Source organism: Ruminococcus sp. AF17-22AC (genome assembly GCF_003460065.1).
Classification (GTDB): domain Bacteria; phylum Bacillota; class Clostridia; order Lachnospirales; family Lachnospiraceae; genus Blautia_A.
On the sequence record NZ_QRXT01000003.1, the window covers coordinates 135,176 to 148,010 of the forward strand.

Annotated in this window: 14 protein-coding genes; all 14 read left to right on the forward strand. The window is 45.1% G+C overall.

Translation table 11 applies throughout. From position 1 onward, the window contains the following. Window positions 1-35: 35 nt before the first annotated feature. From def to DWW86_RS05970, 14 genes are read left to right on the forward strand one after another with little or no spacing between them, the layout of a single operon-like run. Window positions 36-509, forward strand: a complete 474-nt coding sequence (gene def / locus DWW86_RS05905) for a peptide deformylase (RefSeq protein WP_072522013.1) — start codon at window positions 36-38, stop codon at window positions 507-509. 56 nt (window positions 510-565) lie between these two features. After that, window positions 566-1,513, forward strand: a complete 948-nt coding sequence (gene fmt, locus DWW86_RS05910; RefSeq protein ID WP_072522012.1) for a methionyl-tRNA formyltransferase — start codon at window positions 566-568, stop codon at window positions 1,511-1,513. 5 nt (window positions 1,514-1,518) lie between these two features. Next, on the forward strand, window positions 1,519-2,229 hold the full coding sequence (locus DWW86_RS05915) for a zinc metallopeptidase (protein WP_117942558.1): 711 nt from the start codon (window positions 1,519-1,521) through the stop codon (window positions 2,227-2,229). Beyond that, complete coding sequence (rsmB, locus tag DWW86_RS05920) at window positions 2,222-3,574, forward strand: 16S rRNA (cytosine(967)-C(5))-methyltransferase RsmB (protein ID WP_072522011.1); 1,353 nt, start codon at window positions 2,222-2,224, stop codon at window positions 3,572-3,574. The genes DWW86_RS05915 and rsmB overlap by 8 nt, the downstream gene beginning before the upstream one ends. A 2-nt stretch (window positions 3,575-3,576) precedes the next feature. Next, window positions 3,577-4,617, forward strand: coding sequence for a dual-specificity RNA methyltransferase RlmN (rlmN, locus tag DWW86_RS05925; RefSeq protein WP_072522010.1), 1,041 nt, complete (start codon window positions 3,577-3,579; stop codon window positions 4,615-4,617). Between the two features lies 1 nt (window position 4,618). Then, a complete protein-coding gene (locus DWW86_RS05930; RefSeq protein WP_117942559.1) occupies window positions 4,619-5,365 on the forward strand; it encodes a Stp1/IreP family PP2C-type Ser/Thr phosphatase in 747 nt (248 codons plus the stop codon). Continuing rightward, window positions 5,359-7,587: a Stk1 family PASTA domain-containing Ser/Thr kinase gene (gene pknB / locus DWW86_RS05935; RefSeq protein ID WP_117942560.1), complete on the forward strand. Its 2,229-nt coding sequence runs from the start codon at window positions 5,359-5,361 to the stop codon at window positions 7,585-7,587. Before DWW86_RS05930 ends, pknB begins: the two co-directional genes overlap by 7 nt. A gap of 3 nt (window positions 7,588-7,590) precedes the next feature. Beyond that, complete coding sequence (gene rsgA, locus DWW86_RS05940; RefSeq protein ID WP_117942561.1) at window positions 7,591-8,469, forward strand: ribosome small subunit-dependent GTPase A; 879 nt, start codon at window positions 7,591-7,593, stop codon at window positions 8,467-8,469. Further along, window positions 8,470-9,144 (forward strand): ribulose-phosphate 3-epimerase, encoded by a 675-nt coding sequence (gene rpe, locus DWW86_RS05945; protein WP_072522006.1) that lies wholly within the window; start codon window positions 8,470-8,472, stop codon window positions 9,142-9,144. Between the two features lie 8 nt (window positions 9,145-9,152). Further along, window positions 9,153-9,812, forward strand: a complete 660-nt coding sequence (locus DWW86_RS05950; RefSeq protein ID WP_117942562.1) for a thiamine diphosphokinase — start codon at window positions 9,153-9,155, stop codon at window positions 9,810-9,812. Between the two features lie 24 nt (window positions 9,813-9,836). After that, window positions 9,837-10,370 carry a M48 family metallopeptidase gene (locus tag DWW86_RS05955; protein ID WP_117942695.1) on the forward strand — a complete coding sequence of 178 codons (534 nt, stop codon included), beginning with the start codon at window positions 9,837-9,839 and terminating at the stop codon, window positions 10,368-10,370. Window positions 10,371-10,393: 23 nt separating this feature from the next. After that, window positions 10,394-10,996, forward strand: coding sequence for a GDSL-type esterase/lipase family protein (locus DWW86_RS05960; RefSeq protein WP_117942563.1), 603 nt, complete (start codon window positions 10,394-10,396; stop codon window positions 10,994-10,996). Window positions 10,997-11,023: 27 nt separating this feature from the next. After that, window positions 11,024-11,956, forward strand: coding sequence for a GTP-binding protein (locus DWW86_RS05965; RefSeq protein ID WP_117942564.1), 933 nt, complete (start codon window positions 11,024-11,026; stop codon window positions 11,954-11,956). Further along, the gene (locus DWW86_RS05970; protein WP_117942565.1) at window positions 11,953-12,783 is read left to right on the forward strand and encodes an HAD family hydrolase; all 831 of its coding nucleotides are present in this window, start codon (window positions 11,953-11,955) and stop codon (window positions 12,781-12,783) included. The genes DWW86_RS05965 and DWW86_RS05970 overlap by 4 nt, the downstream gene beginning before the upstream one ends. Window positions 12,784-12,835: the final 52 nt, after the last annotated feature.

Sequence of the window (12,835 nt, forward strand, 5' to 3'; positions counted from 1 at the left end):
ATTACATAAGATAAAAAAGAGAGGAAGAAATAAAAATGGCAATCAGAGTAATCAGAACAGAAGAAGACCCGGTTCTGCGCAAGATCAGCAGACCGGTAAAAGAAGTAACACCGAAGATCATAACTTTGATCGACGATATGCTTGATACAATGTACGAGGCAATGGGCGTTGGTCTTGCAGCACCGCAGGTCGGCATCCTGAAACGTATCGTTGTAATCGATATCGGCGAGGGACCGATCGTTCTGATCAATCCGGAGATTCTGGAAACTTCCGGAGAGCAGACCGGCGATGAGGGCTGCTTAAGTGTTCCGGGAATGGCTGGTCAGGTAACAAGACCAAACTATGTAAAAGTAAAAGCCATGGATGAGGACATGAATGAAGTGATTTATGAGGGAACCGAGCTTCTGGCACGTGCATTCTGCCATGAGATCGACCACCTCGACGGAAAAATGTATACCGACCTGGTTGAGGGCGAACTGCACAGAACCAGTTATGACGAAGAAGACTGAGCTGGTATTTACAAGCAGACCCGTGTATTACGGAGAAAAGAGGAGCAGACTACTATATGAAGATTGTTTATATGGGAACACCGGACTTTGCAGTGCCGCCGCTTGCCGCACTTGTAAAAAACGGATATGAGGTTACCGCTGTAGTAACGCAGCCGGACAAACCAAAAGGAAGAGGAAAGACACTTCTGCCGACTCCTGTCAAGGAAGAGGCAATGAAACATGACATCCCGGTCTATCAGCCGCTTAAGGTACGTGATCCGGAATTTGTAGAAACATTAAAAGAACTTGAGCCGGATATGATCGTGGTTGCTGCATTTGGCCAGATTATTCCAAAGACGATTCTGGATATGCCCAAATATGGATGTCTGAATATCCATGCATCCCTTCTTCCGAAATACAGAGGAGCCGCACCGATTCAGCAGGCTGTGATTGACGGAGAAAAAGAATCTGGGGTGACGATTATGAAAATGGGTGTCGGACTGGACACCGGAGATATGATCTCCCAGGGAATCGTACCGCTTGCTGCGGATGAAACGGGTGGAAGCCTCTTTGACAAACTGGCAGAGGAAGGCGCTGAACTTCTGATCCGTACGATCCCGTCTATCGTGGATGGAACTGCGGTCTATACGAAACAGCCGGAAGAAAGCCCGACTCCGTATGCGGCAATGATCAGTAAAAAAATGGGGCTGATGGATTTTTCAAAGAGTGCCACAGAGCTGGAGCGACTGGTGCGTGGAATGAATCCATGGCCGAGCGCCTATACTTTCCTGAACGGAAAGACACTGAAGGTGTGGAAATGCTCTGTTGAAAGTGAAAATTGTGGAAAAGAGGCACCGGGAACCATCACCGGTGTGGATAAAAAAGGAATTCATGTAGCCTGTGGAACAGACAAGCTGGTTCTTGAAGAAGTACAACTGGAAGGCAAGAAGCGGATGGAGACAGATGCTTTTCTTCGCGGCTATCAGGTAACAGAAGGTATTATGCTGAAAGATCATAAGGAGTGATGCGGATGTACGGATATGGTTATGGATATTACGGATTCGACTGGACTTATATACTGCTGATTATCGGAATGCTGCTGTCACTTGCTGCATCCGCAAGGCTGAAGAGTACTTTTTCCTGTTACAGGAGAATACGGAGTGCTTCAGGGCTTACCGGTGCAGAAACAGCAAAAAGAATCCTGCAGGCAGCCGGTATCACAGATGTGCATGTACGTGCAATTTCCGGAAGTCTGACGGACCATTATGATCCGCGGACAAAAACAGTAAGCCTTTCCGAAGATATTTACGGACAGACTTCACTGGCGGCTGTGGGTGTTGCTGCCCATGAATGCGGACATGCCATTCAGCATGCGATTGGTTATGCACCGCTTGAATTCCGAAGTGCGATTGTTCCGGTGGCAAACTTTGGAAGTACACTTTCCTGGCCGCTTTTTCTGATCGGGCTTTTTTCAGGAATCCGTCCGCTGGTGACAGCAGGTATTGTACTTTTTTCACTGGCAGTACTGTTTCAGCTTGTGACACTTCCTGTTGAGATCAATGCATCCTCACGTGCATTAAAGATGCTGCAGAGTACCGGAATCCTCGGGACAGACGAGACACGCGGGGCAAGAAAGGTACTGACCGCAGCTGCAATGACTTATGTGGCAGCGCTGGCAGCTTCCATATTACAGCTTTTAAGACTTTTGATACTTGCAGGAGGACGAAGAAGGGATGACTAACGGAATTAATACGAGAGAGATGATACTGGAGATTCTTCTTCAGATCAATGAAGAGGGAGAACACAGTCACATTGCAATTCGCAATGCACTCTCCAAATATCAGTTCCTTCCCAAACAGGAGAGAGCTTTTATCACAAGAGTGTGCGAGGGAACACTGGAATACAGAATACAGATTGATTATATTATTAATTCCTTTTCGAAAATTCCTGTTGATAAAATGAAAGCACCAATACGTGAAATATTACGAAGTGCTATCTATCAGATGAAATTCATGGATCGTGTGCCGGACAGTGCCGTCTGCAATGAGGCGGTAAAACTTGCACAGAAAAAAGGTTTTTATAATCTGAAACCTTTTGTAAACGGCGTTCTTCGGACTGCGGCAAGACAGATGAATGAACTGGAATACCCGTCAAGAGAAGAGAATCTTGTCCGTTATCTGTCCGTTCGTTATTCCATGCCGGAGGAGCTGGTAAACCGCTGGCTGGAAGATTATGGTGAGGAAACTGCCGAAAAAATACTTGCAGATTTCCTTAAAGAAAAACCAGTGACCATTCGCTGCCGTACATATTTGAATTCTGTTGATAAAATTTGCGACAGCCTGAAAAATCAGGGAGTTACCGTCGAACCGGCGCCATATCTTCCTTATGCAAAGCGCATTTCAGGATACAATCATATCCTGGCGCTTGATGCATTTATTCAGGGGAAAATCCTTGTACAGGATGTAAGTTCCATGCTTGTGGCGGAGATTGCAAACCCGTCCAGAGGAGATTATGTCATTGACATGTGTGCTGCACCGGGCGGAAAGAGTCTTCATATGGGAGATAAGATGGAAGGGTTTGGTACAGTAGATGCCCGTGATATCAGTCAATACAAGGTGAATCTGATCGAGGAAAATATTCAGAGAACCGGTTCTATCAATGTGCAGGCAAAAGTGCAGGATGCCACACTGTTTGATGTAGAATCCGAATGTAAGGCAGATATTGTTCTTGCAGATGTACCATGCTCCGGCTATGGTGTGATAGGCAAAAAACCGGAGATCAAATACCGTTCTACTGCTCAGAAGGAGGATGAACTGGTCATTCTCCAGAGAACAATCCTTGATAAGGCGGCAGAGTATGTGAAACCGCGCGGAGTGCTGATCTTCAGTACCTGCACGATCGCAAAAGAAGAAAACGAAGATAATATGATGTGGTTTATGAATAACCATCCATTTAAGCTTGAAAGCATAGATGACTGTATTCCGGAAGAACTTCGCTCTGAGACGACTGCACTTGGTTATCTGCAGCTGCTTCCGGGAGTGCATGGAACAGATGGCTTCTTTATTGCAAAATTCAGAAGGAAATAATTATGACAGATATTAAATCAATGAATATGGAGGAGCTGAAAGAGCTTATGACGCAGATCGGTGAAAAACCGTTCCGCGCAAAGCAGATCTATGGCTGGCTGCATGAGCATCTTGTTACCTCCTATGATGAAATGGCAAATATTCCGAAGAGTCTGAAGGAAAAACTGAAAGATTATCCTATTACAGCCCTGGAAGAGCTGGATGTACAGACTTCAAAAGTAGACGGAACCAGAAAGTATCTGTTTCGTCTTTCGGATGGAAATATGATTGAAAGTGTCCTGATGCGTTATAAGTATGGAAATTCTGTCTGCATTTCTTCTCAGGCAGGATGTCGCATGGGCTGCCGTTTTTGTGCATCTACGATCGGTGGTCTGACGAGAAATCTTCTTCCGTCGGAGATGCTGGATCAGATTTACAGGATACAGACTTCCATCGGAGAGCGTATTTCCAATGTGGTGGTGATGGGAACCGGTGAGCCGCTTGATAATTATGATAATCTTCTCAGATTTATCCATATTCTGACAGAAGACGGAGGAATTCATATCAGTCAGCGAAATCTTACGGTATCTACCTGCGGGCTGGTTCCGAGAATTTATGAGCTGGCAGATGAAAAGCTCCAGATGACACTTGCAGTATCGCTTCATGCACCGAACGATGAAAAGAGACGGGAACTGATGCCGATCGCCAACAAATATTCCGTGGATGAACTTCTTGAAGCATGCCGATATTATTTTGACAAGACAGGACGCAGGATCACTTTTGAATACAGTCTGGTGGCCGGTGTGAATGACAGTAAAGAAAATGCACAGGAACTGGCCGGCCGCCTGAAAGGCCTGAACTGTCATGTAAACCTGATTCCGGTCAATCCGGTGAGGGAGCGTTCTTTCGTGCGTTCGACCCGTCAGGCAGTGGAGAATTTCAAAATAAATCTTGAAAAATGCGGAATTAATGGTACTATTAGAAGGGAAATGGGCAGCGATATTGACGGTGCCTGTGGGCAGCTAAGAAAAAGATACATGGAAAAAACAGAAAGTGAGAAGTGACATGAGGGTATATTCAGCTACGGATGTAGGCCAGAGAAGGAAAATGAATCAGGACTATGTGTTCGTTTCCGAAAACCCGGTTGGAAATCTTCCGAATCTGTTTGTCGTCGCTGATGGAATGGGCGGACATAATGCAGGGGATTATGCATCCTCACATGCAGTTCAGACTTTAGTGGACGAGATTCGAAGAGACGCGGATTTCAACCCAATCAAAGTGATTCGTCATGCCATCGAGACTGCAAATACGAAGATTCTGGACCGTTCCCGAAGTGATGAAAATCTGCGGGGAATGGGTACAACCATGGTAGTCTGCACGATCGTGGGACATTATGCATATGTGGCCAATGTCGGAGACAGTCGTCTGTATGTGGTACAGGGGGAGATACATCAGGTAACAAAAGATCACTCCCTTGTACAGGAAATGGTCCGCATGGGTGAGATTAAACCAGAGGAAGCCAGAAACCATCCGGATAAAAACATTATTACAAGAGCACTTGGTGCAGAGCGTACCGTAGATATTGACTTTTTTGACCTGAAACTGGAACCGGACAGTACGATCCTTATGTGTTCCGATGGTCTGAGCAATATGGTAGAGGACAGTGAAATCGAAAAAATCATACTGAACCAGACAGAAGAACTGCCGCAGAAGGGTGAAAGACTTCTGAGAGAAGCCAACCAGAACGGTGGTAAGGATAACATAGCAGTCATACTGGTAGAACCATTCACGAATGAGGTGGAAAAATGTTAAAAACAGGAATGATCATAGCAGAGCGCTATGAAATCTTAGGGAAGATCGGCACCGGTGGGATGGCCGATGTATATAAGGCAAAAGATCACAAACTGAACCGTTTTGTAGCGGTTAAAGTATTAAAACCGGAATTTCGGGAGGATACTACATTTATCCGTAAATTCCGCAGTGAAGCGCAGGCAGCTGCAGGACTGACACATCCGAATATTGTCAATGTGTTTGATGTAGGGGATGACGAGGGAGTTTATTACATTGTAATGGAGCTTATTGAAGGTATCACTCTGAAAGAATACATTGCCAAAAAAGGCAAACTCTCTATTAAAGAAGCAACCAGCATTGCCATTCAGGTATCCATGGGACTGGAAGCTGCGCATAACCACGGAATTGTACATCGTGACGTAAAACCGCAGAATATCATTATTTCAACAGATGGCAAAGTCAAGGTTACTGATTTCGGAATTGCAAGAGCAGCGTCCTCCAATACTATCAGTTCCAATGTTATGGGGTCTGTACATTACAGCTCACCGGAACAGGTACGTGGCGGATATAGTGACGAAAAAAGTGATATCTATTCACTTGGTATTACTTTATATGAAATGGTTACCGGACGTGTTCCGTTTGACGGAGACACAACGGTGGCAATCGCAATCAAACATCTTCAGGAAGAAATGGTTCCGCCGAGCGTGTATGCGGAAGAACTGCCATACAGCCTTGAGCAGATTATCCTTAAATGTACACAGAAGAGTGTAAACCGTCGTTACGGCAAGATGGAAGATGTGATTGCAGACCTGAAGCATTCTCTGATCGAACCGCAGGGAGATTTCGTTAAATTATCTTCTGTAGATAATGAGGCAAAGACTGTTGTGATTTCTGATGAAGAACTCGGAGAGATCAAGCACAGTCCGAAGAAACGTACATCAGACATCGCACAGCTTGAAGATGAGGAATACGACACTGATTATGATGACGGTGAAGATGATTATGATGACGATGGTGATTATCGCCGTAAGCGTTCCTCCGATAAGAAATCCAGGAAGAAACATAAAGCACCAAATACCGGTCTTACGATCCTTGCACTTCTTGCAGGTGCGGCTGTTCTGGTTGCTGCAATCTTCTTTATCGGCAAAGCAGCCGGTATCATTGGCGGTGACAGCAGTGCAGACACTTCACAGACAGGACAGAATACCGATGCTTCGACAGATGAAGAAGGAATGGTGGTTGTTCCGGATCTGGTAGGCAAGACTGAAGAAGAAGCAGCTGCACTTCTTGAAAAAGAAAAACTCGGCAAGCAGATGATGGGAGAAGAAAGCTCCACACAGGAAAAGGGACGCATCTCTTCTCAGAATATCGCAGCCGGAACAAAGGTTGAGCAGTATACAACTCTGAAATACTACATCAGCAAGGGACAGCAGGCTGTTACAATGCCTGACCTTTCAGGAGAGAGCGGAGTGGATGCAAAACAGACACTGGAAGATCTCGGACTTAAAGTAAATATTCAGAAAGCATACAGTGAAGATGATGGAAGTGGTTATCCGCTGGTAAATCCGGGATATGTAGATTCTTATACACCGGAAGCTGGAAGCAGTGTAAGTGCAGGCGATGAAGTAACTCTGGTTGTCAGCCGTGGTCTTGATTATGGCAACAGTGTATCCGTACCGAGTGTTATCGGCATGACAGAAAACGATGCGATCACTACACTTGGCAAATGGATCGATGTTCAGGTAACAGAGCAGCAGAGTACAGATGTGGCAGCAGGAGAAGTTATTTCTCAGAATCCGGAAGCTGATACGACAGCAGATCCGGATCAGCCGATCACAATCGTAGTCAGCAGTGGTAATGAGGCACCGGCAGCGCAGACAGATAATACAGCTTCTGCAGCAGATACTCAGACAGATAATACGGCAGCAACACAGTCAGCAGCTGATACAAGCGCACAGCAGAGTGCTGCTGTGGCAAATGGTGAAGTATGGAAATGTACACAGACTTTAAATACACCAACCGGTTATCAGGGCGGAGCAATTCGTCTGGAACTGATTCAGGAAGTAAATGGAGAGATGACATCTACACAGGTTGTGGACGGAGAAAAACTTACTTTCCCATATACACTGGATATCACCGGTGCACCGGGAGTCAGTGCCGGTACATTGTATGTATCTGAACAGATAAATGGTACCTACCAGCAGCTTGGACAGTACCCGATCACTTTCCAGAAAGCCGAGTAATCCATGCAGGGAAAAATCATAAAAGGAATTGCCGGTTTCTATTATGTATACGGAGAGGATGAGATGCTTTATGAATGTAAGGCAAAAGGAATCTTCCGTAAAGATAACCAGAAACCGCTGGTAGGCGATAATGTGGAGATTACAGTTCTTGATGAACAGGAACACACCGGAAATCTGATCAGGATTCTTCCACGTAAGAATTCGCTGATCCGTCCGGCTGTGGCAAATGTGGATCAGGCATTTGTGATCTTTGCAATGGAAAATCCAAAACCGAATTTTATGCTTCTGGACCGTTTCCTGATCATGATGGAACAGTCAGATGTTCCGGCAGTGATCTGTTTTAATAAAAAAGATCTTGCATCGGAGCAGGAAGTGACAGAGCTTTATGAAACTTACAAAAACTGCGGTTATCATGTGATTCTGTCCAGTGCCCTCGAAAAGGAGGGGCTGGAGGAAATCCATGAGATTCTGAAAGGAAAGACAACTGTAGTTGCCGGGCCGTCCGGAGTCGGAAAATCATCACTGACCAATCTTTTACAGGGAGAGGTGCAGATGGAGACGGGTGAGATCAGTAAGAAACTGAAAAGAGGACGTCATACGACACGCCACTCGCAGGTTATTCCTGTCGGAGAAGATACGTTTCTTATGGATACGCCGGGATTTTCTTCCCTGTATCTGACAGATATGGAAGAGCAGGATCTGAAAGATTATTTTCCGGAGTTTCGAAAATATGATGAAGAATGCAGATTTCAGGGATGCAGGCATATTCATGAACCGGGATGCAGAGTAAAAGAAGCATTCGAGGACGGAAAGATCAGCAGCATCCGATATGAAGATTATCTTAGTTTATATGAAGAATTAAAAGAGAAAAGGAGATATTAAATGGAGTATCGATTGTGCCCCTCAATTTTGTCCGCAGACTTTAATCGCCTGGGAGAACAGATTCAGACTCTTGAAAGGGCCGGAGTCAAATGGCTTCACATTGATGTAATGGACGGAGATTTTGTACCAAGTATTTCATTCGGAATGCCGGTGATCAAATCAATCCGCAAAGAATCCAGAATGTTTTTTGATGTACATCTGATGGTTTCTGCACCGGAGCGCTACATTCAGGATTTCGTAGAATGTGGAGCGGATTCTATCACAGTACATGCAGAGGCCTGTGAAGATCTTGAAAGGGCAATTGAACTGATCAAGGATGCCGGTGTAAAAGTCGGAGTATCCATAAAGCCTGCTACACCGGTTAATGACATCAGTCACCTTCTGGAAGATGTTGATATGGTACTGATTATGACAGTACAGCCGGGATTCGGTGGACAGAAATATCTGACAGAGTGTACAGAAAAGATTGAAGAACTGAAAGAAATTATTGACAGAGAAGAGCTGAATGTTGATATAGAGGTAGATGGCGGAATCAATGATGAAACGATCGAAACCGCTATGAAAGCAGGGGCAAATGTTCTTGTTGCAGGTTCTTATGTATTCAACGGTGATCTGGAGTCCAACGTGCATAAGATCCAGAAAAGAATGAAAGAGATCAGCGAAAAGATCGATTGAGGAACAATATGAAAGATGTGATCATCGTAAGCGGGGGCAATATCCAGAGAGATTTTGCCCTCGATTTTTTACAGAAAAATAAAAAAGAAAATGCATGCCTGATTGCAGCAGACAAAGGGGTGGAATTTTTTGTCGGAACAGACTGGGTACCGGATGTAGCTGTTGGAGATTTTGACAGTCTTTCTTCTGCCGGAGAGAAGTACCTGAATACTTTGAAGGAAACAGAAATCGTACGTCTGAAACCGGAAAAAGATGATTCTGATACGCAGTCTGCGGTGAACTTTGCAATTGACAGAGGGGCGAAAAACATCACGATTTTTGGAGCAACCGGTAATCGAATCGACCATCTGATTGCAAATTTCGGACTGCTGGTGCTTGGCAGAGAGCGTGGCGCAGATATCACGCTGATCGATCAGTGGAATTATATGAAACTGATAGAGAGTGGCACTGTGCTTAAGAAGAAAACGCAGTTTGGAAAATATGTGTCATTTTTTTCTCTTGAGGGCGATATGCCGGGGCTGACGCTTGTGGGATTTAAGTATCCGCTTAATCACTATCATCTCAGAGTTTCGGACAGTGGACTGACTGTCAGCAATGAGATCGAAGCGGAAGAAGCAGTCGTGTCATTTGATGGAAAAACTCTTCTGATGCTGATGACAAGAGACTGACAACAGAACGGAGTGGAAAAAGCTTTGACAGAATATGAGCTGATACGTTCCAGAAGAAAATCTCTGGCGATTCAGGTAAAGCCGGATGGCGGCGTGATCGTACGGGCACCGCTTCGTCTGGCGAAATATAGGATAGAGAGAGTTATAACGGAGCATGAAGACTGGATTCGGATGCAGCAGAAAAAGGTTGAAAAATACAGAGAACAGATACATATCATTACAGAAGAAGAGCAGCAAAATGGTATACTACGGGCAAAGGAAATTTTTCCGGAGCGTACGGCATATTTTGCGAAGCGTATGGGAGTTACGTATAACCGCATTACGATCCGGGAGCAGAAGACCCGGTGGGGAAGCTGCAGTTCGGCCGGAAATCTGAATTTTAACTGGAAACTGGTTCTGATTCCGCCTGAACTTCTGGATTATGTAGTTGTTCATGAACTTGCGCACCGCAAAGAGATGAATCACTCGCCGCGTTTCTGGGCAGTAGTCGAAAAAGAACTGCCGGATTACCGCGATCGGCGGGAAAAATTAAAAATACTGGGAAGACAACTGGGATGACCCATTAGGAAAAGAGGGAGAATATGCCGGGAACAATTATCTGCTATGGAGATTCAAATACGTATGGTTATGATCCACATGATCAGATGGAAGGACGCTATCCGAAGGATGTCCGCTGGACTGGAATCCTTGAGACGGAGACATCCTGGAAGATTGAGAATCACGGAGTGAATGGAAGAAGTATTCCACATACTGTAAGCACTGTGAAGTTTGCCTGTGATCAGGTAAGGGACTGGCACAGACGTCCGAATTCGGTGTGGCTCTGGGTAATGCTCGGGACAAATGATCTTCTTGAGAATCCGGATTTTACAGCGGCAGATGTGGCAAAACGTATGGAACGTTTCCTGAAAAGGCTTATGGAGGAAGCGGGGCTTGCAAGCCGTAAAATGAAACTCCGGCTGATTGCGCCTCCTGCGATGCAGGAAGGAGCGTGGGTGGACCGGCCGGAACTTCTTACGGAATCCCGGAATCTCGGAAAAGAATATCAGAGGATCGCGCGTCGGGTAGGTGTTGCTTTTACAGATGCAAGTGGGTGGGAAATTCCGACCATTTATGATGGAGTGCATTTTACGGAGGAAGGACACCGGATGTTTGCCGAAAAGATCCGCGAGGAGATAAAGATATAAAATGAAAAGCAGAGAAAGAGGAGCAGTATGGTAAAGGTAGATCTGATCACAGGATTTCTCGGATCGGGAAAGACTACATTTATAAAACAATATGCGCGCTATCTGATGGAACAGGGACAGAATATCGGGATACTGGAAAATGATTTCGGGGCGATCAATGTAGATATGATGCTCCTCCGGGAACTGGAAGGCGCGAACTGCGAACTGGAAATGGTTGCGGGCGGATGTGATAAAGACTGTTATCGGAGACGTTTTCGCACAAAACTTATCGCAATGGGAATGTGTGGATATGACCGTGTGCTGATCGAACCGTCAGGGATTTTTGATGTTGATGATTTTTTTGACGCATTGAACGAGGAACCCCTTGATAAATGGTATCAGATCGGAAATGTCATTACCGTGGTGGATGCGTGTCTGGAAGAAAATCTTTCAGAAGGTGCGGACTATATTCTGGCATCGGAAGCGGCAAATGCGGGCTGCATTTTGCTGAGCCGTACGCAGCAGGCATCAGAGGGACAGATAAAGGCAACGGTTGCGCATATCAACCGTGCTTTAGAGAAAATTCACTGCAAAAGAGCTTTGAAAGATGAAGTGATCTGTGGAGACTGGGAAGATTTTTCCGAAAAAGATTACAAAAAAATTTTGGAATCCGGTTATCAGGTCGAAGATTATGAAAAAATGTATATAGAGCAGGACGAGATCTTCCAGTCACTGTTTTTGATGGACGAAGGAATTTCTCCAATGAAAGCCAAAGAGGCGGTAAGGGAGATTTTTGGAGACCCAGAATGCGGACAAGTCTTCCGTATCAAGGGATTTTTGAAAGACGAAAATGTATGGCAGGAGCTGAATGCGACAGTCCATGAGCTGACTATGCATCCGCTGGAAGCAGGGCAGGATGTGCTGATTGTCATAGGCGAACAGATGAATGAAGAAAAGATACGAGGATATTTGAAAAAATGAGTGTAAGAGTTTTATTTACAGATCTTGATGGAACATTATTAAACGATGCAAAAGAAGTTACCCCGGGAAATCAGGCGGCTATCGATGAGGCCCTCGCAAAGGGACACAAGATCGTGGTCTGCACGGGAAGACCGCTTGCAAGTGCCAAGGTCTGTGCTGCAAAGGCGGGACTTGATAAAGAAGGCTGTTACGTGATCTGTTTTAATGGCGGACAGATTTATGATCCATATCATGAAAAAACCGTTTATGGTAAGACTTTTTCGAAAGAAATTGCAGTGAAGATCATAAATGAGGCACTGAAACGTGATCTGCACATTCAGGGATATAATGATACAGAGATTCTTGCTGTACGGGATACGGAGGAATTAAGAAAGTATTCGGCTGTGAACCACCTTCCATATAAAATTGTGGCGGATGCGGCGGCAGTGGTACCGAAAGATCCATATAAGCTTATTGCAATCTCTTCCTCAGGAGCAGAGGAAAGAGCTAAAAATCTGAAATTTCAGAGAGAAGTAATTGAACCGCTGACAGGAGAAGTGCACAGCTTTTTTTCCAATGACCGTTATCAGGAGATTGTCCCGGAAGGTATTTCAAAAGGCTTTGCGGTCAGATGGTTCTGCGATTATGTGGACGTACCGATTGAAAATTCCGTTGCAGCCGGAGATGCGCAGAACGACATTGAAATGCTGAAAGCTGCTCATGTCGGTGCCGTTATGTGTAATGCATATCCGGGTATCGCAGAATATGGAAATTATGTTACTGAGCATGACAATAATCATGATGGTGTGGCAGAGATCATACGTAAGTTTATTCTGAGAGAAGACTGAAAGCCGGACAGGAGGGAGATATGGACTTTTCTTCCGGTGTGTGATAAAATTG